The sequence below is a fragment of the Pseudomonas sp. LJDD11 genome (genome assembly GCF_024584215.1).
Taxonomy (GTDB): Bacteria; Pseudomonadota; Gammaproteobacteria; order Pseudomonadales; family Pseudomonadaceae; genus Aquipseudomonas.
Genome location: NZ_JANJFL010000026.1, coordinates 71,748 through 93,633, shown reverse-complemented (window position 1 = coordinate 93,633; position 21,886 = coordinate 71,748). Strand labels below are relative to the sequence as shown.

The window sequence follows — 21,886 nt, the reverse complement described above, 5'->3', positions numbered from 1 at the left end:
GCGGGCTGGGCAGGCGCGGGCGGCGGAGCGGCGGGCGGTTGCGCGGCAGGCGCCTGCACGGTCGCCGCCGGGGCGACCGCAGGCAGTTGCACAGGCGCTGCGGCCGGGGCCAGGGCCGGAGAAGGCGCTGACGCAGCCGTTTCGGAAGAGAAGCGCGGCGGGTCGAGCAACAGGCTGTATTCGCGCTGGGCACGACCGTTGGGCGACAGCACCTGAACCAGGAATTTTACATAAGGGTCGGTCACCGGCTTGCTGGAGGTGACGCGCAACACGCTCTTGCCACCGGGGTTGATCACCGGGGTAAAGGTCAGGTCATTAAGGAAAGCCTGGCGGGTGACCCCTGCCTGAGAGGAATCTGCCGTGGTTCCCAGACTGGGTACCAGTTGCGAAGCATTGATGCCACGGGCATCGGTCAGCTCGATTTCAGCCACCAGCGGCTGGTTCAGGGTCGATTTGACCGACAGCTCGCCGAGCCCCAAAGCGTGTACTGCACCCGACGACAGCGCCGAAGCCGCAGCAATCGCTACTACCAGTTTACGAACCTGAACCATAGCCCATCCCTTGTTTGAAGACTCTCCGAAACCGGAGTAAGGCGTGTTGCCGCTAGAATCATTATACAAATCGTTGCCAAGTATCTTTTACACATGGCCTTTTATCAACAACTCAGCCACTTGCACAGCATTGAGCGCCGCACCTTTGCGCACATTGTCGCAAGTCAGCCACAGGCTGAGCTGGCGTGAATCGTCGATACCGCGGCGCACCCGGCCGACATACACCACATCCTGCCCTACCGCATCGCCCACCGGGGTCGGGTAATCTCCGGCATCGACCAACTCCACGCCCGGCGCGGCATCCAGGCGCTTGTTGACCAACGCCAGGTCGACATCCTGGGCGGTTTGCAGCGATATGCTGAAACTGTCGCCGAAAAATACCGGCACCTGGATACAAGTAGCGCAGACCTTGAGTAAAGGCAGCGCCAGCAATTCGCGCAACTCACTGACCAGACGTTTTTCTTGCGGCGCATGACCGTACTCATCCGGCGTACCGGCCTGGGCAAGCAGGTTAAAAGCCACCTGACGATCATAAAACCGCGGTTCAAGAGGCCGCATGTTGAGCAACTCGGCGGTCTGCCGCGCCAGCTCGCTGACACCCTCACGCCCCAAGGTCGAGACGGCCATGCAGGCCGTCACATCGACGCGCTGGATATCCAGTACATCGCGCAGCGGCGCCAACACCAGAGCCAACGCCGTCGCCGCCGAGCCCGGATTGCTCAACAACAGTGGCGCAGCGCGACCAGCAAGCTGCGCGGCGTTGATTTCCGGCACCAGCAGCGATGCCTGCTGGTGATCGAAGGCGCCGGACAAATCAATGACCGAACAGCCCGCCTGCAGGGCACGCGGCGCAAAACTGCGACTGATCGCAGCGCCTGCGGCAAAAAACGCCAGGCCGACTCTGGAAAAGTCAAACGCGTCCACTTCCCGCGCACGCAGATTCTTGCCTTTGAATGGCAACGAGGTACCTGACGATTCGGCACTGGCCAGCAAATGCAATTCGCTCAGTGGAAAGTCGCGCTCCTCAAGAATCTGGACGATGGTTTCGCCCACGGTTCCGGTGGCGCCGATCACGGCGATAGCAAAGGGCTGACTCATGCATAAACCTCAGGGAAAAATGGGGAGCGGCACTTTACCCGCGCCACGGATGCCAGGCAATCAAGGCTGCCCGCTCTAGACTGCTTTCATGGCTCTGGGCCAATAGGAAAAAACACACCATGGCTCCACACCCCCAACCAGCGCTGGCCGTCCAATTCGGCAGACACGGCCAGGTCGACCAGTTGATAGAAGACATTGCGATGCAGCAGCGCCTCCAGATTGGCGCGCACCAGCACATAAGGGGCCGGTTCAAGGGTGACTGGGTCGGTTTCGACCCGCAGCGGATGTTGCGGGCCGATCTCGACCTGATCATCGACGTGGGTGACCAGGCTCAGAATCTGGCGCTCGCCCGCCCCGCTGACACTGAGAGAGATGGCCACAAAAGGCGCGTCATCCACCTGGATGCCGACCTTTTCTACCGGTGTGACCAGAAAGTAGTCATCGCCATCGCGACGGATGATGTTGGAAAACATCTGGACCATGGGCTTGCGGCCAATCGGCGACCCCTGGTAGTACCAAGTGCCGTCACGGGCGATACGCATATCGATATCGCCACAAAATGCCGGATTCCACAGATGCACCGGCGCAGGCCCCCGGCCTTTGGGGAGTTGCGCCAGCAGGTCGGAGGTCTTGCCTGAATCGCTCATACCGGTCCTAACGAGAGACACCTATCAAGCCACGAGCATATTGCTCCATGGGCGGACCAAGCAAATCTTCGGGACGGGTGTCGTAAAGCGTCAGCAAACCGCCACGACTGCGGATTCGTGCGCTGTCGATCAAGTATTGCGTGGAGGTTTCGATCAGCATCATCTGAATGACCCCGCTGTCGATGCCAAAGCGATCCAGCGCTTCTTCATCAGCCCACTGGTCCCAAGTGCCGATCCGGTCGTCAGCACGGGCGAAACGGGTATACAACAGGTAGTGCGCACCAGCACTGCGGGCTTCGCTCAAGGCTTGATCGAGACCCACCGGGGCACGGGCACGGCGCACCAGAGGAAAGAACTCGATGAAGTTATTGAAAGCCTCTTCGGCCACTACGTTAGGACGCGGATAAGCCCTGCCTGGCGGCACGAAGGCCGCTTGAGCGATATAGATAAAGGAGTCGGGCTGCAGGCGAAAGTTACTGGTCCGCCGGGTCTGGCTGTGATCGAGCAGCCCGGCATCGCTGAACTGCTCGTGAACGCCATCGGCCATGTCGCTGACTTTCATGCAGCCACCAAGCGCGACAAGCGCCAGCAGCAGAATCAGGCTACGCATCATTACTCTCCCAAAAACCGGTGACGAAAAACCGGCGAATGGCCGTCGGATGCAGCTTCCGCGCCATTTTCACCTACCCGGCAGGAAACTCATTTCGCCGCAGGGTCGGGTTTTACTTCAACAGCCAGCTCAGGGTCGCGCTTGCGTTTGTTGCCCATGCGCACGCCGATGTCCATCAGGAACTGGAAAAAGCCTTCCTGATCTTCGAGCACATTGCTCCAGAACGGCGAGTGGTACAGCGCCACAGCGCCGTGGACCAATGCCCAGGCGGCACAATAATGGAAGTATGGCGGGACATCTTCGAGCTTGCCTTCGTTGATACGCCCCTTGATAAGCAAGGTCAGATGCTCAAAGTTAGAGGCACGAATGCGGTGCAGCTCTTCGACCATTTCCGGCACCTGGTTGCCCTTGACCACTTTCTCTTCGAGGCGGTCGAACAACCGGTAACGCTGCGGGTCGCGCATGCGGAACTCGAAGTAGGCCCGTGACAGCGCCTCCTTGTCACGATCGACATCGGCCGAGTGCAGCAATTCGTTGAGATCGCGCTCGTAATCAAGCATCAGCCGCAGATAGATCTCGGCCTTGGACTTGAAGTGCTTGTAGATCGTCCCTTTGCCGATCCCGACCGCGTCGGCGATCATCTCGACAGTGACACTGTCCTCACCCTGCTCCAGAAAAAGCTTCAGTGCGGTGTCGAGAATTTCCTGTTCACGGCGGCGAAATTCACGGACCTTTCGAGGTTCTTTTTGCATAGTGAGAGGGTCTGCAAGGCTCAAAATCGAAGCCGGGTATTATGCCTAATTGGCGCGAAAATGCACTGTTCATCCATCTTGTCGAGCACCCGCTGTCTGCATTTCGCCCCCCCTGCCCTGCAAGGCTGGCACTTGCGGCACGAACCGCCGGACACAGTGGCCGCCCATCAAGGCTGCCCAACCCTATACATCAATCAGGCACTCAATAACGGTTTAGTATTCCAAAACTGTTTAAAAAATGACCAATGGCGACTGGCAGGCCAGGTATTCTCATCAATACTTAAAGCGTTGGTACGCATTCCCCCCAAATGCCGCACCAATAAAGGCATTCATGGATGGCATGCCTTTGTTTTACTCCTAATGGTCTTGACCCGGTTTCACCCCCCAGAATCCGGGTTTCTTTTTGCCTGCTGTTTTTGTCTGGCCTCAACGCTGCAAGTGGGCCAGAGGAAACAACCGGGCGAAGTTATCGGTGGTCTGCTCAGCGAAGCGCTCGTAGCTTTCACCGCGCAGCATGGCCAGAAACTGGGCGACTTCACGCACATATTGCGGCAAGTTGGGTTTGCCACGGTAAGGTATCGGCGCCAGGTAGGGAGAGTCAGTCTCGACCAGCAACCGGTCGGCCGGAACCTGACGGGCCACATCACGCAACGCATCAGCATTGCGGAAGGTGACGATGCCCGACAACGAGATATAAAACCCCAGATCCAGAGCGGCTTTGGCCATTTCCCAGTCTTCAGTGAAGCAATGCAGCACGCCGGCCTGAGGCAATGCCGCCTCACGCAATAACTGCAGAGTATCGCTGCGCGCCGCGCGGGTATGCACGATCACCGGCTTGCCGGTAATCCGTGCGGCCTCCAGGTGCAGGCGAAACGACGCCTGCTGCAGTTCGGCCGCCTCAGGCTCGTAATGGTAATCCAGGCCGGTTTCACCGATGGCCACCACCCGCGGGTGATCCAGCTCCCGGAGCAGCCATTGCAGTGCAGGCTCCTCGCCGGGTTTGAGGTCCAGCGGATGAACGCCCACCGAACAGTCGACATCGGCATAGCGCTCAGCCAGCGCCTTGACCGTTGCGGCGTTGTCAGCGCTGACACCGATGCACAGAAAATGACCTACCCCCTGGTCACGCGCCGCTTGCAGCGCGGCATCCAGAGAACCCTGATGCTGGGTCAGGTCGAGGCGGTCCAGATGGCAATGAGAATCTACAAGCATGAATAAGGCACAGTCACATCGTATGGGTGGGGCGGTCGGACTTCAGGGCACCGGCCAAGTAGGTTTCGATCAGGTTGCGGGCAGTATTGTCACCGTCGTTGAACTGCACACCGACACCGGCGGTGCGATTGCCCTGAGCGCCTTTGGGGGTGACCCAGATGACTTTGCCGGCGACCGGGACTTTTTCCGGCTCGTCCATCAGGTTCAGGAGCATGAACACTTCATCGCCCAGCTTGTAATTCTTGGGGGTCGGAATGAACAACCCGCCATGCTTGATGAACGGCATATAGGCGGCGTAGAGCACGGACTTGTCCTTGATGGTCAGGGACAGGATGCCGTTACGCGGACCAGGATTGATCGGCAGGCTCATTGCATCTCCTTGGAATAACGTTCAGCGCTGAGTCTACCCTTGTCCGGGTAGCGCTGCCCACTGCACCAGCAGTGCCTCAAGCAGCAGCACACGGTTGAGATTGGCCTTGCCCATGACTTTCTGGCGCTGGGCGAGCACCCAGTCCTGCATCCCCAGCACTTTGCCACGCGGCGACTTCTGCGCCAGATACTGCACCACCTTATGCATGTCAGCCAGCCCGAGACCGTTTTCATCCTCAGTCATCTGGTAACGCAGGATCAGATGCGCCCAATCGCAAAACCAGTCGAACAGCAGCAACAGGGGAACGTCTTTCCATCCCTCGGCGAGCTGGGTCGGCGATAGCTGCTGCTTGAGCAGCTTCTTGACCCCGTCAACGACCAGCGCACGCTGCTCAATGACGCCCTGCCCGTGCAGCTTGAGGGCCAGCAATGGCGAACCGGCAGCCAGTGCCAGCAGGTCGTTGCGCAATTGCGCGTCACCGTCCGGCAAGGCGGCACTGAGCCATTGCAGACTGGCCGCCTCACCGGGCAACGGGCAAGCCTGTTGCACGCAGCGGCTCTTGATGGTCGGCAGCAGACGGCTGGGCTGGTGGCTGACCAGCAGTAGCACGGTATTGCCCGAGGGCTCTTCGAGGCTTTTCAAAACGGCATTGGACGCATTGATGTTCATCGCCTCCACCGGCTCGACCAGCACCACCTTGCGCCCGCCCATCTGCGCGGTCTGCACCACGAAGTTGACCAGCTCACGGACCTGATCGACCTTGATCGGCTTATCGTCTTCTTCAGGCTCAAGCACGAAGTTGTCCGGGTGGCTACCGGCGGCCAGCAACTGGCAGGATTTGCATTGCCCACAGGCACCCTGCGGCGCGGGTCGCTGGCACAACAGAAACGCCATCAACCGCTCCGCCAGGGCGCGCTTGCCAATACCGGCCGGGCCGTGCAGCAGATAAGCATGCGCGTGTTGCGTACGACCGGCCAGTTGCTGCCAGAGCGCCGCCTGCCACGGATAGGCCTCAGCCACGGCAGCGCTCCAGCAAGCCCGGCAGCAGGGCGGACAATGACGCCTGAACCTCAGCCAGCGGCTGGGCGGCATCAATCAACTGGTAACGCTCAGGCGCTGCAGCAGCGCGCTGCAAATAGGCACCGCGCACAGCTTCGAAAAAGTCACGGCCTTCCTGCTCGAAACGATCCAGCCGGCCACGCGCCGCAGCACGGGACAGGCCAATCTCCACCGGCAGATCGAAAACCAGCGTCAGGTCAGGGCGCAGCGAACCCTGGACGAACTGCTCAAGGGTCGCGATGCGCTCTTGCGACAGGCCGCGCCCGCCGCCTTGATAGGCGTATGTGGCATCCGTAAAACGGTCACAGAGCACCACTGCGCCCCGATCCAGCGCCGGGCGAATCACCTCAGCCAGATGCTGGGCACGGGCCGCGAAAACCAGCAGCAACTCAGCGTCGGCGTGCATGACCTCGTCGCTGGGCGCCAGGAGGATTTCCCGAATCCGCTCAGCCAGCGGCGTGCCGCCAGGCTCTCGGGTCAGCACGACATCTACACCACGAGCGCGTAATTGCTCGGCGAGAAAATCACGATTGGTACTTTTACCGGCGCCTTCCGGCCCTTCGAGGGTAATAAACAGGCCAGTCACAGGCAGTCCTTGAAATTCATTGGGCAGACGACTCACTGTCGGGCGCGTCAGGCGCCTGGACGGGGTCGGTCTGTGCCGGGGTGGATTCGTCAGCAGAGGGCAGCGGTGCCGGGCTGGAGCGATAATCGGTGCGGCGCTTGAGCTGATACTCACGCACCGCCGCATTGTGCTGGTCCAGATTGACAGAAAACACATGACTACCATCACCCTTGGCCACGAAGTACAGGCTACGCCCCGGCACCGGCTGCAGAGCCGCATGAATCGCTTCACGCCCGGCCAGGGCAATCGGGGTCGGTGGCAAACCGGAAATCACATAGGTGTTGTAGGGCGTGGGTTCACGCAGATCAGCTCGGGTGATCTTGCCGTTGTAGCGCTCGCCCATGCCATAGATGACGGTCGGGTCGGTCTGCAGCAACATGCCGATCTGCATACGGCGCACGAACACCCCGGCGATCTGGCCGCGCTCTTGCGGCACGCCGGTTTCTTTCTCTACCAAAGACGCCATGATCAGCGCCTGATAAGGATCGCTGTACGGAAGATCCGGGGCACGCTGGCGCCACTCTTCGTCCAGCACCAGCTCCAGGCGTTTGTAGGCCTGCTTGAGCAACTCGGCATCGGTCATGCCACGCACATAGTGATAGGTATCAGGAAAGAAGCGACCTTCAGGAAATATATCCGGATACCCCAGGCGCGCCATCAGCTCACTGTCACTGAGCCCGGCCAGGGTCTGTCCCAACTTGGGCTGGCGCTCCAGGGCGCTGCGCACCTGGCGGAAATTCCAGCCCTCAACCAGAGTAATGGTGTATTGCACCACTTCCTTGCGTTTCCAGACCCCGAACAGGTCCTGCACACTCATGCCCGGCGTCATGCGGTACTCACCGCTGTGCAACGGCTGGCCGGCCAGATTGAAACGCCAGTAGAGGCGCAGCAGGAATGCGTCGTTGATCACCCCGTCGGCTTCCAGGCGATTGAGCACGCCCGAAGGGCTGGAGCCGCTCGGCACATCGAGCAACTGCTCTTGGGCAACGTTGAGCGGTTGATGCAATGCCTGGTTCTGTCGCCAGATGCCATAGCCCAGCACCAGAACCCCCACGACCACAGCGGTTTCCAGCAAAACCAGTAATTTTCGAATCACGAATCAGCTACCCAGAAGTGCGTACGCAACAGCCTGCATTCTACGGGTGAGCGGCCCGACCGGCCAGTTCAGCTGAGCAAAGCCGCGAACCGGCCAGATGCCATATACGCTGTTACAAACAAAGAGTTCGTCCGCCTGCTCCAGGTCGGACATCGACAGGTCGCGGACTTCGACAGCGATCCCCAGGGTTGGTGCCTGATCGAGCAATTCGGCACGCATGACACCGGCCACCCCACAGCGCAGCAGATCAGCCGTGATAAGCCGTCCGTCACGCACCACAAACAGGTTGCTGTACACCCCTTCGACCGGGCGGCCGCTGGTGTCGCGCATCAGCCCTTCGGCAAACTCCGGCGTTTGCCATTCGGCGCGGGCCAGCACCTGCTCCAGCCGGTTGAGATGCTTGATACCGGCCAACAGGGGCTGCTCGGCCAGGCGGGTCTGGCATTCGTAAAGACGAACCCCCTGTGCAAAGTGACCCGCAGGGTAAACCGGCGCGGGCGAGCCTTGCAGGATACGACGTGGCGCGGCACCGGCAGCCGGTGCATAACCGCGCTGGCTGTCGCCACGCGTGAGGATCAGCTTCATCACACCGGCATCCAGCTGCCTGGCAAAGCGGGTCATTTCAGCGCGGATCAACGCCAGGTCAGCCTCTATGCCCAGACGCTGGCAGGAGACGGCCAGACGCTGCACATGGCGATCGAACAGCAGCGGCTGCCCGGCCCGCACAGCGATGGTCTCGAACAGCCCATCGCCATAGGCCAGCCCGCGGTTAGCCAACGCCAGGCTGTCTGCCGGCTGGCCGTCGACCCACGCCGTCATCACTCGCTGAACCGGCGGAACACCAGCGAGCCATTGGTACCGCCAAATCCGAAGGAGTTGGACAGCACGACATCGATCGGCATACCCCGCGCCTGATGAGCGACAAAGTCCAGATCGCAGCCTTCGCTTGGCTCATCGAGGTTGATGGTCGGCGGAGCAACCTGATCCAGCAGGGCCAGCACGCTGAAAATCGCCTCGACAGCACCGGCAGCGCCTAGCAGGTGGCCGGTCATCGATTTGGTGGAGCTGACCGCCAGTTTGTAGGCATGTTCGCCGAACACCGTCTTGATCGCCTGGGCTTCGGCAAGGTCACCGGCAGGTGTCGAAGTACCGTGCGCATTGATGTACTGCACTTGCTCGGGATTGATCCGCGCATCGCGCAGGGCATTGACGATACAACGCGCAGCACCGGCGCCGTTATCCGGCGGCGAGGTCATGTGGAAGGCGTCGCCGCTCATACCGAAACCGACCAGCTCGGCCAGAATGTTGGCGCCTCGCGCCTTGGCGTGCTCAAGCTCTTCAAGCACCATTGCACCGGCACCGTCGGACAGAACGAAGCCATCACGGTCCTTGTCCCACGGACGGCTGGCACGAACCGGATCGTCATTGCGGGTCGACAGCGCACGCGCTGCGCCGAAACCGCCCATGCCCAGACCGCAAGCAGCCATCTCTGCGCCGCCCGCGATCATCACGTCGGCTTCGCCGTAGGCGATATTGCGCGCCGCCATGCCGATACAGTGAGTTCCGGTGGTGCAGGCGGTGGAAATGGCGTAGTTAGGCCCTTGTGCACCCAGGTGGATGGACAGGAAGCCGGAAATCATGTTGATGATCGAGCCAGGCACGAAGAACGGCGAAATACGCCCAGGGCCTTGCTCATGCATCAGTCGACTGCTGGTTTCAATATTGGTCAGGCCACCAATGCCCGAACCCATGGCGACACCAACGCGCTCACGGTTGGCATCAGTCACTTCCAGCCCGGCATTACGCACCGCCTGAAAGCTGGCCGCCAGGCCATACTGAATGAAAAGATCGACCCGCCGCGCCTCTTTGGGCGCCAGGTACTGGCTGACGTCAAACCCTTTGACCGAACCACCAAAACGCGTGGTGAAAGCCGACAGGTCGGTGTGCTCGATAGGACCGATACCACTTTGCCCTGCCAGAATGCCTTGCCAACTGCTGGGCACATCGTTACCCAGTGGCGATATCATTCCCATCCCGGTGACCACGACGCGTCTACGCGACACAGGACTCTCCTTCTCTCTCGTTGGCGATACATCTTCAGGGTGCATCCAAAAACTGCCTGCGTGGCCATCACTGGGTTGAAAACCGGTTCACAATGCTCGTCGACAAACCGTCAACGGCGCTTGCCCGCCTGTTTTTCGTCGTGCTGGCTGCCTCGCCTGAGCCTTCAGAGACACCTTTATCTTTACTAAAGAAAAAACCGCACGCCGGTAAGCAGTGCGGTTTTTCCCATAACAGCAATCAGCGATTACGAAAAATCAGCCCTGGTGGCTGTTCACGTAGTCGATGGCAGCCTGAACGGTGGTGATCTTCTCGGCTTCTTCGTCAGGGATTTCGGTCTCGAATTCCTCTTCCAGAGCCATTACCAGCTCAACAGTGTCCAGGGAGTCAGCGCCCAGGTCTTCAACGAAAGAAGCAGTGTTGACAACCTCTTCTTCTTTGACGCCAAGTTGCTCGGCAACGATTTTCTTGACGCGCTCTTCGATGGTGCTCATACCTAGTTTTAACTCCTAGTGGAAATGTTCAGGCATTTGGCCGGTGGCTAAGTGTATAGAAGAGGTTTTGCGCTTTTCAAGCTCAAAGCTCCCCTCCCGCTCCGTCACGACCCAGTACCCATTAAAAGATTGCAGCTTTATAACGGATTTTAGACAGCTCGTATGACATTTTTCTGAAACGAGCGTTTATAAAATCCGGTTACATGTACATCCCGCCATTGACCGGAATGGTCGTACCGGTCACATAACCCGCGCCCTCAGAGGCCAGGAACGCTACAACATTGGCGATTTCCTGTGCCTGGCCCAGACGCCCCAGAGGAATCTGGGTCAGCAAGGCCTCACGCTGGGCCTCAGGCAACTCACGGGTCATATCAGTATCAATGAAGCCTGGCGCGACAGCGTTCACGGTCACAGCACGCGAACCGAGCTCACGCGCCAGGGCACGACTGAAACCTTCCAGCCCCGCCTTCGCGGAAGCGTAGTTTACTTGACCGGCATTGCCCATGGCACCGACTACCGAACCAATATTGATGATCCGCCCCCAACGCGCCTTGGTCATACCCCGCAACACACCCTTGGACAGGCGGTAGAGGCTGTTGAGGTTGGTATCGATGACGTCGTTCCACTCGTCATCTTTCATGCGCATCATCAGGTTATCGCGGGTGATGCCGGCATTATTGACCAGGATCAACGGCGTGCCTACACGCTCGACGATGGTCGCCAGGACCGCTTCGACCGACTCGGCCTTGGTCACATCCAGCGCCAGACCGAAGCCTTCGATGCCGCTTTCCTTGAAGGTCGCAGTGATGCGCTCTGCACCGGCCTCAGACGTCGCAGTGCCGACGACAACGGCACCGTTGCGGCCCAGTTCCAGAGCGATAGCCTGGCCAATACCACGACTGGCACCGGTTACCAGTGCAACTTTACCTTGCAGACTCATGCAGGTTTCTCCTTATTCAGGCCAGTGCCGCACGGGCGGCAGCAAAGGCGTCAGGGGTATCCAGGTTGTAAGTCACCACGCCATCGGCGCAGCGTTTGTTGAGGCCGGCCAGCACTTTGCCCGGACCACACTCCACCAGTTGGGTCACACCCAGGCCCGCCAGGCACTGAATGGACTCGACCCAACGTACAGGCTTGTACAACTGTTCAAGCAGATCACGCTTGAGGGTCGCCAGATCAGTGACCGCCGCGGCGCTGACGTTCTGCACCAGCGCGATTTCCGGCGCCTGCCAGTCGATAGCTTCAACCGACTCGGCAAAGCGTTCGGCCGCCGGGCGCATCAGCTCGCAGTGCGACGGCACGCTGACCGGCAACGGCAGGGCGCGCTTGGCGCCTGCGGCCTTGCACAGCTCGATGGCACGCGCCACCGCCTCGGCATTACCGGCGATCACCACCTGGCCTGGCGAATTGAAGTTGACCGCACTGACAACCTGACCTTGCGCAGCTTCAGCACAAGCGGCTCTGACCTGGTCGTCATTGAGCCCCAGGATTGCAGCCATGCCGCCCTGACCGGCCGGCACCGCTTCCTGCATCAACTGACCACGTCGTTCGACCAGCTTTACAGCATCGGCCAGTGTCAGACTGTTGGCCGCCACCAGAGCACTGTATTCGCCCAGGCTGTGACCGGCCACGTAAGCAGGAACCGCACCACCCTCGGCCAGCCATACATGCCATAGCGCGATGGAGGCCGTCAGAATGGCCGGCTGGGTCTTGTCGGTCTGATTGAGCAGCTCGGCAGGCCCCTGCTGGGTCAAGGCCCACAGGTCATATCCCAGAGCGTCGGACGCCTGCTCAAAGGTATCGAGGATCAATGGATGCTGCGCACCTTGCTCGGCGAGCATGCCGAGCGATTGCGATCCTTGACCCGGAAAGACGAATGCGAGGGATGCAGACATGTAACAGGCCCCTGATTGGTTATCTTGAAAAATAGACCCCCGGCCCAGCCGGCGGCAGTGAAGCAAATCGATATGACTGAACGTTTGGATGACGCTCTGACGGCCAGCGTCACATTTCCGGCGCCCCCGGCGACAAGCCCGGCAACAGCGCCTCAAGCCGCCCGCGCAGACGCTGCGGCAGGTTGTCCTGGATCTGCACGACGGTACGCAGGATTGCACTCTGCAAGCCCTCAACCCCGGCCGCCCCGTGACTCTTGACCACAATGCCCTGCAAGCCCAGCAGGCTCGCACCATTGTGCCGCGCCGGTGCAAACTCGGCCTGCAGACGCTTGAGCACAGGCAAAGCCACCACGCCCGCCGCCCTGCCAAGCAGACCCTGCCTGAATAGCGTTTCAATTCGTGCAGCGATCATGGTCGCCAGGCCTTCGCTGGACTTGAGCAATACATTGCCGACAAAGCCATCGCACACCACCACATCAGCCTCACCACGATAGAGCCCGTCACCTTCAACGAACCCGATGTAGTTCAGACCTGGCGCCGCCTGCAACAACGCTGCCGCCTGACGAACCTGCTGATTGCCCTTGATGTCCTCGGTACCGACATTGAGCAGCGCGACCCTTGGCCGCACCACCCCCATGACCTCGGCATTCACAGCACCCATTACAGCGAACTGATACAGGTTTTCGGCACTGCAATCGACATTGGCTCCCAGATCCAGCAACTGACAATAGCCGGTACGGGTCGGAATTGCCGCCACCATCGCCGGACGATCGATACCCGGCAGGGTCTTGAGCACAAAACGCGACAAGGCCATCAGCGCTCCGGTATTACCGGCACTGACGCACGCCTGAGCCTGACCGCCAGCCACCAGCCCGAGGGCGACACGCATTGATGAGTCGGGCTTGCCGCGCAGGGCCTGGGACGGTTTTTCATCCATACCAACCACTTCGCTGGCATGCACAACGTGCAGGCGTGCGCGGTCGACCTTGCGATGGGAGGCAATCAGTTCGTCAATAAGGGGAGCTTGGCCGACAAGGGCCAGGTGGAGCGAGGGGGTAGCAGCCAGGCAGGCGATACTTGCCTGAACAATGCTGCGGGGACCGAAGTCCCCGCCCATTGCGTCGATCGCGATGATCGGAGCGGACAAGAAATTACTCGTCAGCGCCCTTGTCGATCACTTTGCGGCCACGGTATACGCCTTCTGGCGAAACGTGGTGGCGCAGGTGAACTTCGCCAGTGGTTTTTTCCACGGACAGAGCGTTCGCTTCGAGAGCGTCGTGCGAACGACGCATATCGCGAGCAGAGCGGGATTTTTTGTTCTGTTGAACAGCCATAATTAACTCCTAAACGTTTGGGTCACGCTTTAATTGCGCCAATACACTGAACGGGTTGGACCGTGTTACCTCGTCCACGCTCGGTTCGGGCTCATCGAGACCCGCCGGTTGCTGGCATTCTTCAGGATGATGAGCAGGCACGATTGGCAAGGCGAGCAGAAGCTCTTCCTCAATCAATGCCAGCAGATCCAAAGGATCCTCGCCCAGTTCCAACACGTCATAGCCTTTCGGCAACGATTGGGTGTTCGCACCCTCCTTCACCACAACGTAAGTACATTCGCTCTGGATCGGCAGGGTAACCAGCTCAAGACAACGCTGGCAAACCATCTTGACCGAGGTCTTGAGCCGACTGTGGAAAACCGCAGTGCGACGCTCGTCACGCTCAAAAATGAAGTTGGCCTGAACCGCACCGGCGTTATCAGCCAATGGGTCGCAGAGTCTTTGCAGGTCGGCCAGCAGCACTTCACCCTGGAGGGTCGTGCCGCGATCAGCCAACTTGCGCGGGTCAATATGAGATGGAATCGGGTCATTCAACATAGGCGCAGCATTCTAGGGATGCACCTTTAGCATGTCAAAGGAAATTCAGGCCTATCAGGGCTTGCCGGCACTTATTAGAATTGCGGCTCAGACCACGGAGAATCGCATGCCTTCCCTGCTCCTTGCTTCCAGCTCGCCGTATCGACGCCAATTGCTCGCCCGACTGCGCCTGCCATTCACCTGCAGCTCGCCGGACATAGACGAAAGCCGCCTGCCCGGCGAGAGTGCCACCCATCTGGTAAAGCGCCTGGCACAACAAAAAGCCCAGGCCCTGGCCGGCGATCACCCGGACCACCTGATCATCGGCTCCGATCAGGTGGCCGTGCTCGGTGACGAAGTACTCGGCAAGCCGCACGACTTCGAGCGGGCACTGGCGCAACTGTCGGCCGCCAGCGGCCAAAGCGTAAGCTTTCTTACCGGCCTGGCCGTGCTGAACACCCGCACTGGCCAATGCCAGGTCGACTGCGTGCCGTTCACCGTGCACATGCGCGAACTGGACACAGACACCCTGCAACGCTACCTGCATGCCGAGCAACCCTACGACTGCGCCGGCAGCTTCAAGGCCGAAGGGCTGGGTGTAATGCTGTTTCGCAGCACCGAAGGACCAGACGCCACCAGCCTGGTCGGACTGCCCCTTATCCGCCTGGTAGACATGCTGATGCAAGAAGGCGTGAGCATTCCCTGAACACCCCAGAAACAACAAACCCGACCAATGGCCGGGCTTGCTTCAAACCACTTGACCTAACGCAGTGACGGCCCGCCAAACCCGGCCCACATCGCCAGACGCTCAGCAATACTGGCACCCAGCTTCTTGGAGAAACGATCGAACGGCGACTCCTGAATGGTGTAGTCGACGATATCTTTGGCACCGATCACTTCGCGAGCAACGTAGCTGGAGCTGCCCAGCCCATCGACCAACCCAAGCCCCACGGCCTGCTCACCCGTCCAGACCAGGCCAGAAAACAGCTCGGGATGCTCCTTGTCTTTCAGGCGCTCGCCACGACCCTGCTTGACGCTGGCGATGAACTGGCGATGAGTGGTATCCAGTACACCCTGCCAGAACTGCGTTTCGTCAGCCTTGGGCGGCTGAAACGGATCAAGAAACGCCTTATGCTCACCCGAGGTATAGGTGCGACGATCCACACCGATCTTCTCCATCACCCCGACAAAACCAAACCCGGCTGCCGTAACCCCGATAGAACCCACCAGGCTGGCCTTATCGGCATAGATCTGATCAGCAGCACTGGCGATGTAATAGGCACCGGAAGCACCCAGATCGGTAATGACCGCATAAACCTTGATCGCAGACTTCTCGGCACGCAGACGACGAATTTCGTCATATACATAGCCAGACTGCACCGGACTGCCGCCCGGACTGTTGATGCGCAGGATCACCCCACGCGTCTTGCTGTCTTCAAAAGCGGCGCGCAAGCTGCCCACGATGTTGTCGGCACTGGCCGACTCCTTGTCAGCGATCATGCCCTGGATTTCGATCAGAGCCGTGTGATCAGTGCCACGCGACGCGGCCTTCTTGTCACCCAACAACGGAGTGAACAACAGCAACATGCCAAACAGGTAAGCAAAGGTCAGGAATTTGAAGAAAATCCCCCAGCGCCGCGCCCTGCGTTGCTCTTGCACACCCGCCAGCAGCGTCTTCTCCAGCAATTTCCAGCTTTTGGCATCTTCAGGCGAACCGCCATCTTGCGAATCTGGCGCTTTCCATTGATCAGACATAGCTCTTTCACCTTACCCGCAGACTATTAGGCACCGCGCCCATCCAACCAGACACGCAGCTCAGAAAAGTGTTCGATGGCCAATTGTGGCCGATACTCACGCAACGAATCGAGCGACTGAGCGCCATAACCCACGGCCACCGAATGCATGCCAGCATTGCGAGCCATCAGCAAATCGAAAGACGAGTCACCGATCATCAGCGAGCGCTCCGGCGCGACATCGCAATGCGCCATGATCTCGTGAAGCATCAGCGGATCAGGCTTGCTGGCAGTTTCATCTGCGGCCCGGGTGATATCGAAATACTCCAGCCAGTCATGCGCCTTGAGCACCCGATCCAGCCCACGCCGGGCCTTGCCGGTGGCTACCGCCAGCCGGTAACCCTGCTCACGAAACGCCTGCATCGAATCCAGCACACCATCGAACAGCGGCGACGCCACCTGATCCATGGCCATATAACTGTCGGCATAGCGCTGACGAAAATCCAGCAACTGGTTGGGCGAGATCTGCGGGTACAGCGTGCGAATCGCCTCCGGCAATCCCAGGCCGATAATGCCCTTGATCGCAGGATCATCACGCACCGGCATATCGCCGGTGATAGCGGCCTCACGCATGGCGGCGACAATCCGGCCAATCGAGTCGGCCAGCGTGCCGTCCCAGTCAAAAATCAGTAAGTCGTAGTCACGGCGCACTCAGACGCTCCACTGTCTTGGCCCACATCTCATCGACGGGCGCCTGCAATTCGAGTTTGCCGCCATCAGGCAGCGGCACGGTCAGGCGATAGGCATGCAGAAACAGCCGCTTGCCGCCCAGATCACGGATTTCCCGAGAGAAATCTTCCTCACCGTATTTGGTGTCACCGGCAATCACATGCCCGGCATGCAAGGTATGCACGCGAATCTGGTGAGTCCGGCCAGTGATCGGGCGCGCCTCGACCATGGTCGCAAAGTCGCCAAAACGGCGCAGCACCTTGAACAGGGTCAGCGCCTCCTTGCCTTCATCGTTGACTTCCACCATGCGCTCGCCGGAACGCAAATTGCTCTTGAGCAACGGCGCATTCACCTGCTTGCAGGCGCTCGCCCAGTTGCCGCGCACCAGCGCCATATAGCGCTTGTCGACACCGTCACCGCGCAAGGCTTCGTGCAGATGGCGCAACATGCTGCGCTTCTTGGCGATCATCAGCAGCCCCGAAGTGTCGCGGTCCAGACGATGGACCAGCTCCAGCTCCTTGGCATCAGGACGCAACTGACGAAACGCCTCAATAACCCCGAAGTTCAGACCGCTACCGCCATGTACGGCGATGCCGGCTGGCTTGTTGAGCACGATCAGTGCCTTGTCCTCATGCACAATGGCCGCCTCCAGGCGCTGCAGCAGCCCCTGGGCAACCTGCACCGGCTCGTCACGCTCCGGCACGCGCACCGGCGGAATACGCACAATGTCGCCCGCCTGCAACTTGTACTCAGGCTTGGCCCGACCCTTGTTAACCCGCACTTCGCCTTTACGCAAAATACGGTAGACCAAGGTCTTGGGCACACCCTTGAGGTAGGTGATCAGGTAATTATCAATACGTTGGCCGGCATATTCCGGGGCAACCTCGACCAGCTGGACGCCGGGGGTTGGGGGAGTGATATTGGTCATGCGGCGAATCATAACAATTTTTTATGGATTTGAAGCACTTAATGATTGCTGCTATAGTCGCGAACGCCGCCAAAAGCGGCCGGGCAGCAGATCACCGGATGACAACCGGCCCTGACCCACGCAATTCCCCGGGCGGGAGGCCGCCCAGCAAGGCTTTCGGTGACAACGAAGATGCCTGGAAACGTAACGAGCGCAGGTGACATGAGGCCTGAAATACGCCGGATTGCAGAGTCAAGACTCGCCTTCCCGAGCGCAGAACCCACGGCCAGTTCACAAGGTGCAGTCGCTTCCCGACCCTTCGAGCGCGAGTCCTGCGAACTACGCCTCGAGCCATGATGCGCGAAACTCCACGGGAGGATCGCGGTAAATGCCAACCCGCTGCGGATTCTGCGCGCGGCAGCACCCGAATTATCAGGGATACGTGTAGGGTGGAGACGCACGACCATCGGACTGTGTAGCACCGACGCTGTTCAAGACGCATCATCGCGTCCGCTCCCGATGGCCGATTCCTCCTCCTGATCAAAGCTTTTGCTGACTGGGTGTCATCTGTCACCACAGCAAGCAGGAACGTCGTCGCGACTCTTCAGCCCCACTGGCTGAAGAACCTCGCTGGACACTGGAGCGTCCCCACGCTCCTGACGTGCTCTGACACCGACCGTGAGAAGTCGTGTGTGCCGAACGCCGTTTCCGGCAGCCCCGGAAACCGACGGTACTACATGAAAAGAATGCTGATTAACGCAACTCAACCCGAAGAGTTGCGTGTTGCACTGGTAGACGGCCAACGCCTCTACGACCTGGACATCGAGTCCGGTGCCCGCGAGCAGAAGAAGGCCAATATCTATAAAGGCCGTATCACTCGCATCGAGCCAAGCCTTGAGGCTGCCTTTGTCGATTTCGGCTCTGAGCGTCACGGCTTCCTGCCCCTGAAAGAAATCTCCCGCGAATACTTCAAGAAGGCCCCTGAAGGCCGGGTCAATATCAAGGAAGTCCTGAGCGAAGGCCAGGAAGTCATCGTTCAGGTCGAGAAAGAAGAACGTGGCAACAAGGGCGCCGCCCTGACCACCTTCATCAGCCTGGCCGGCCGTTATCTGGTGCTGATGCCCAACAACCCGCGCGCAGGCGGTATCTCGCGCCGTATCGAAGGCGAAGAGCGCAATGAACTGCGTGAAGCCCTCAATGGACTGATCGCCCCTGCCGACATGGGCCTGATCGTGCGCACTGCCGGCCTTGGCCGCAGCAGCGAAGAAATGCAGTGGGACCTGGACTACCTGCTGCAACTGTGGACCGCCATCAAGGAAGCGTCCCTGGATCGCGCCGCGCCCTTCCTGATCTACCAGGAAAGTAACGTTATCATCCGCGCCATCCGCGACTACCTGCGCCAGGACATCGGTGAAGTCCTGATCGACAGCGTCGAAGCCCAGGAAGAAGCCCTGACCTTTATCCGCCAGGTGATGCCGCAGTACGCCAGCAAGATCAAGCTGTACGAAGACAGCGTACCGCTGTTCAACCGCTTCCAGATCGAAAGCCAGATCGAAACCGCCTTCCAGCGCGTGGTCGAACTGCCATCGGGCGGCTCGATCGTTATCGACCCGACTGAAGCCCTGGTGTCGATCGACATCAACTCGGCACGCGCCACCAAAGGCAGCGACATCGAAGAAACCGCACTGCAGACCAACCTGGAAGCGGCTGAAGAAATCGCTCGCCAGTTGCGCTTGCGTGATATCGGCGGCCTGATCGTCATCGACTTCATCGACATGACCCCGGCCAAGAACCAGCGTGCCGTCGAAGAGAAAGTCCGTGAGTGCCTTGAAGCCGACCGCGCCCGCGTTCAGGTCGGTCGCATTTCGCGCTTCGGCCTGCTGGAAATGTCCCGTCAGCGGCTGCGTCCGTCGCTGGGCGAAAGCAGCGGCATCGTCTGCCCGCGCTGCAACGGCACCGGCATTATCCGTGACGTCGAATCGCTGTCGCTGGCCATCCTGCGCCTGATTGAAGAAGAAGCGCTCAAGGACCGTACTGCTGAAGTGCGCGCCCAGGTGCCGATCCCGGTCGCAGCATTCCTGCTCAACGAAAAACGCAACTCGATCACCAAGATCGAACTGCGTACGCGTGCCCGCATCATCATCCTGCCGACCGATCACCTCGAAACGCCACACTTCGAAGTGCAGCGCCTGCGTGATGACAATCCGGATGCCAGCACGCACAAAACCAGCTACGAAATCGCCGCCGAAGCGGCCGAGATCGAAGACGTCGCGCCACAGGCCAGCGCCACCCGCACTCTGGTTCGCCAGGAAGCCGCGGTCAAAACCGCTCCGGCTCGCGCCAATGCTCCAGTACCTGCCGAAGCGGCAGCCCCGGTAGCGGCTCCGGTCGCTCCGACGCCAGCCCACGAGCCAAGCCTGTTCAAAGGCCTGGTGAAGTCGCTGGTCAGCCTGTTCGCTACCAGCAAACCCGAGCCGGTTGCCCCGGTTGCCGCTGAAAAACCAGCCGTTTCCGAGCGCCCTGCGCGCAACGAAGAGCGCCGCAACGGTCGCCAGCAAAGCCGTGGCCGCAACAACCGCCGCGACGAAGAGCGCAAACCGCGTGAAGAACGTGGCGAACGTACCCCACGTGAAGAACGCGTACCTCGCGAAGAGCGCGCACCACGTGAAGAACGTGCCCCGCGTGAAGAACGCGCACCTCGCGAAGAGCGTGCACCGCGTGAAGAACGCGCCCCACGTGAAGAACGCGCGCCACGCGAACTGCGCGAAGCCCGTGACGAGTCCGGCACACGCGAAGAACGTCAGCCACGCCCACCTCGCGAAGAACGTCAGCCTCGCGAGCGCAAGCCACGCGAAGAGCGCGTCCGTGAACTGCGCGAACCACTGGATGCCGCACCGGCTGCCGAAGCCGCTGCCGGCCAGCCAGCCGTAGCCCAGGAAGAACGCGCACCTCGCGAAGAACGTGCTCCGCGTGAAGAGCGCGTGCCTCGCGAAGAGCGTCAACCGCGCGCCACGCGTGAAGAGCGCCAGCCTCGCAATGAGCAAGCCACTGAAACCGCTGAAGATGAAACGCTCAACAGCGAAGAGCAGGCCCATGACGAGCAGGATGGCGCCGAAGGCGAACGTCCACGTCGCCGCTCGCGTGGCCAGCGTCGTCGCAGCAACCGTCGTGAGCGCCAACGCGATGCCAATGGCGTGGAAATCGCTGATGGCGAAGAGTCTGGCGAAACCGACAACAGCAATGCTCTGGCGGCCGGCCTGGTGGTCACCGCAGCCGTCGCCGGCGGCGTGATCAGCGCACCTGCCGAAGCCGAGGCCAATCGTCAGGCCGAACAGGCCCAGGCGTCGACCGACAGCCAGGCTGCACCAGCACCAACACCTGCTGACGCAGTTGAAACGCCTGTCGCCGATGCACCGACCGTTACCAGCGAAGCCGTTGTTCAAGCACCTGCCCCGGCCGTCGAAACACCTGCCGTCGAAAGCAGCGAGCCAGTCGTCGCTGTAGCGGCGCCAGAAGTTGAGCTGGCCAGCGAAACCGCTGCCCAGCCACTGATCGTGGCCGACAACAAACCGGCTGCTGACTTCACCCCGACGCCAGAGCCTGTTCCTGAGCCGGTGACCGAGCTTGAGAAAGCACCAGCAGCGCCAGTCAGCGAGTCTGCCGAACTGAGCCTCCCGGTTGTCGAGGCACCTGCTGCCGAGCCAGAGCCTGCGCCTTACGTCGCGCCGGTCGTCGAGCCAGTCGCCGTTGTCGAGCCCGAGCCAGTCATTGAGCCAGCAGCCGAGCCAGCCCCTGTGGTCGTCCCGGTTGTAGAAGAGGCACCGGCTGTAGCTGTTGCCAGCTCGGGTCGTGCACCTAACGATCCTCGCGAAGTGCGTCGCCGCAAACGCGAGGAAGAGGAGCGTCGCCGCCTGCAAGCCGAAGCTGAAGCGGCTGCGGCTGCGGCTGCGGCTGCCGTACCGGCACAAGCACCTGAAGCCGAGGTGGTTGCTGCCGCAGCAGAGCCCGTGAGCGAGCCTGCTCCAGCCCAGGTACAGGCCGAGGCAGTGGTTGAACAAACCGCTACCCAACCTGAAACCTCAACTGAAGAACAGACTCGCGAAAGCAAACCGCTGGTCTGATCTGCTGATGTAAAAAAGCCACGCCCCCAAAAACAAGGGGGGCTTTTTATTGGTTGTGGGGTATTCCATCATGGGC

At 60.3% G+C, this 21,886-nt stretch carries 23 protein-coding genes; 2 read left to right on the top strand and 21 right to left on the bottom strand.

The genetic code is table 11. The features are described 5' to 3' along the window. From NRB16_RS23835 to NRB16_RS23750, 18 genes are all read right to left on the bottom strand, one after another. Positions 1 to 551: FimV family protein (locus NRB16_RS23835; protein WP_373568501.1), on the bottom strand; the 551-nt coding region annotated here is incomplete at its 3' end. Between the two features lie 87 nt (positions 552 to 638). Next, positions 639 to 1,649: an aspartate-semialdehyde dehydrogenase gene (locus NRB16_RS23830; RefSeq protein ID WP_257107075.1), complete on the bottom strand. Its 1,011-nt coding sequence runs from the start codon at positions 1,647 to 1,649 to the stop codon at positions 639 to 641. Positions 1,650 to 1,735: 86 nt separating this feature from the next. Further along, positions 1,736 to 2,296: a DUF1285 domain-containing protein gene (locus NRB16_RS23825; RefSeq protein WP_257107074.1), complete on the bottom strand. Its 561-nt coding sequence runs from the start codon at positions 2,294 to 2,296 to the stop codon at positions 1,736 to 1,738. 7 nt (positions 2,297 to 2,303) lie between these two features. Next, positions 2,304 to 2,906, bottom strand: coding sequence for a DUF4823 domain-containing protein (locus NRB16_RS23820; RefSeq protein WP_045493573.1), 603 nt, complete (start codon positions 2,904 to 2,906; stop codon positions 2,304 to 2,306). 89 nt (positions 2,907 to 2,995) lie between these two features. Continuing rightward, positions 2,996 to 3,658 (bottom strand): TetR/AcrR family transcriptional regulator, encoded by a 663-nt coding sequence (locus NRB16_RS23815; protein WP_045493577.1) that lies wholly within the window; start codon positions 3,656 to 3,658, stop codon positions 2,996 to 2,998. A gap of 426 nt (positions 3,659 to 4,084) precedes the next feature. After that, on the bottom strand, positions 4,085 to 4,870 hold the full coding sequence (locus NRB16_RS23810; protein ID WP_253141957.1) for a TatD family hydrolase: 786 nt from the start codon (positions 4,868 to 4,870) through the stop codon (positions 4,085 to 4,087). Positions 4,871 to 4,883: 13 nt separating this feature from the next. After that, the gene (locus NRB16_RS23805) at positions 4,884 to 5,240 is read right to left on the bottom strand and encodes a PilZ domain-containing protein (RefSeq protein ID WP_045493581.1); all 357 of its coding nucleotides are present in this window, start codon (positions 5,238 to 5,240) and stop codon (positions 4,884 to 4,886) included. Positions 5,241 to 5,273: 33 nt separating this feature from the next. Then, positions 5,274 to 6,260, bottom strand: a complete 987-nt coding sequence (locus NRB16_RS23800; protein ID WP_045493582.1) for a DNA polymerase III subunit delta' — start codon at positions 6,258 to 6,260, stop codon at positions 5,274 to 5,276. After that, positions 6,253 to 6,885, bottom strand: coding sequence for a dTMP kinase (tmk, locus tag NRB16_RS23795; RefSeq protein WP_045493583.1), 633 nt, complete (start codon positions 6,883 to 6,885; stop codon positions 6,253 to 6,255). Before tmk ends, NRB16_RS23800 begins: the two co-directional genes overlap by 8 nt. Positions 6,886 to 6,901: 16 nt before the next feature. Next, positions 6,902 to 8,020 carry an endolytic transglycosylase MltG gene (gene mltG, locus NRB16_RS23790; RefSeq protein WP_257107073.1) on the bottom strand — a complete coding sequence of 373 codons (1,119 nt, stop codon included), beginning with the start codon at positions 8,018 to 8,020 and terminating at the stop codon, positions 6,902 to 6,904. 3 nt (positions 8,021 to 8,023) lie between these two features. Continuing rightward, positions 8,024 to 8,839: an aminodeoxychorismate lyase gene (pabC, locus tag NRB16_RS23785; RefSeq protein ID WP_253141980.1), complete on the bottom strand. Its 816-nt coding sequence runs from the start codon at positions 8,837 to 8,839 to the stop codon at positions 8,024 to 8,026. Beyond that, the gene (fabF, locus tag NRB16_RS23780; protein ID WP_084710178.1) at positions 8,839 to 10,083 is read right to left on the bottom strand and encodes a beta-ketoacyl-ACP synthase II; all 1,245 of its coding nucleotides are present in this window, start codon (positions 10,081 to 10,083) and stop codon (positions 8,839 to 8,841) included. Before fabF ends, pabC begins: the two co-directional genes overlap by 1 nt. Before the next feature lie 255 nt (positions 10,084 to 10,338). Further along, the gene (gene acpP / locus NRB16_RS23775; RefSeq protein ID WP_025261008.1) at positions 10,339 to 10,575 is read right to left on the bottom strand and encodes an acyl carrier protein; all 237 of its coding nucleotides are present in this window, start codon (positions 10,573 to 10,575) and stop codon (positions 10,339 to 10,341) included. A gap of 199 nt (positions 10,576 to 10,774) precedes the next feature. Beyond that, on the bottom strand, positions 10,775 to 11,515 hold the full coding sequence (gene fabG, locus NRB16_RS23770) for a 3-oxoacyl-ACP reductase FabG (protein ID WP_045493596.1): 741 nt from the start codon (positions 11,513 to 11,515) through the stop codon (positions 10,775 to 10,777). A 16-nt stretch (positions 11,516 to 11,531) separates the two neighbouring features. Then, positions 11,532 to 12,470, bottom strand: coding sequence for an ACP S-malonyltransferase (gene fabD / locus NRB16_RS23765; protein ID WP_045493599.1), 939 nt, complete (start codon positions 12,468 to 12,470; stop codon positions 11,532 to 11,534). 109 nt (positions 12,471 to 12,579) lie between these two features. Beyond that, positions 12,580 to 13,617: a phosphate acyltransferase PlsX gene (gene plsX / locus NRB16_RS23760; protein WP_253115598.1), complete on the bottom strand. Its 1,038-nt coding sequence runs from the start codon at positions 13,615 to 13,617 to the stop codon at positions 12,580 to 12,582. Between the two features lie 4 nt (positions 13,618 to 13,621). Beyond that, positions 13,622 to 13,804: a 50S ribosomal protein L32 gene (gene rpmF, locus NRB16_RS23755; RefSeq protein WP_009406838.1), complete on the bottom strand. Its 183-nt coding sequence runs from the start codon at positions 13,802 to 13,804 to the stop codon at positions 13,622 to 13,624. 9 nt (positions 13,805 to 13,813) lie between these two features. After that, on the bottom strand, positions 13,814 to 14,341 hold the full coding sequence (locus NRB16_RS23750; protein WP_045493607.1) for a YceD family protein: 528 nt from the start codon (positions 14,339 to 14,341) through the stop codon (positions 13,814 to 13,816). A gap of 106 nt (positions 14,342 to 14,447) precedes the next feature. Between NRB16_RS23750 and NRB16_RS23745 the strand changes: the two genes are divergently transcribed. Continuing rightward, positions 14,448 to 15,026 carry a nucleoside triphosphate pyrophosphatase gene (locus tag NRB16_RS23745; RefSeq protein ID WP_045493609.1) on the top strand — a complete coding sequence of 193 codons (579 nt, stop codon included), beginning with the start codon at positions 14,448 to 14,450 and terminating at the stop codon, positions 15,024 to 15,026. A 56-nt stretch (positions 15,027 to 15,082) separates the two neighbouring features. Here the strand turns inward: NRB16_RS23745 and NRB16_RS23740 are convergent, their stop codons facing one another. From NRB16_RS23740 to rluC, 3 genes are read right to left on the bottom strand one after another with little or no spacing between them, the layout of a single operon-like run. After that, the gene (locus NRB16_RS23740) at positions 15,083 to 16,075 is read right to left on the bottom strand and encodes a S49 family peptidase (protein WP_257107072.1); all 993 of its coding nucleotides are present in this window, start codon (positions 16,073 to 16,075) and stop codon (positions 15,083 to 15,085) included. 26 nt (positions 16,076 to 16,101) lie between these two features. Continuing rightward, positions 16,102 to 16,764: an HAD-IIIA family hydrolase gene (locus tag NRB16_RS23735; RefSeq protein ID WP_045481113.1), complete on the bottom strand. Its 663-nt coding sequence runs from the start codon at positions 16,762 to 16,764 to the stop codon at positions 16,102 to 16,104. Beyond that, positions 16,754 to 17,710, bottom strand: coding sequence for a 23S rRNA pseudouridine(955/2504/2580) synthase RluC (gene rluC / locus NRB16_RS23730; RefSeq protein ID WP_045493612.1), 957 nt, complete (start codon positions 17,708 to 17,710; stop codon positions 16,754 to 16,756). The genes NRB16_RS23735 and rluC overlap by 11 nt, the downstream gene beginning before the upstream one ends. Positions 17,711 to 18,435: 725 nt before the next feature. Here rluC and rne point away from each other — a divergent pair. Next, a complete protein-coding gene (gene rne / locus NRB16_RS23725) occupies positions 18,436 to 21,810 on the top strand; it encodes a ribonuclease E (RefSeq protein ID WP_257107071.1) in 3,375 nt (1,124 codons plus the stop codon). Positions 21,811 to 21,886: the final 76 nt, after the last annotated feature.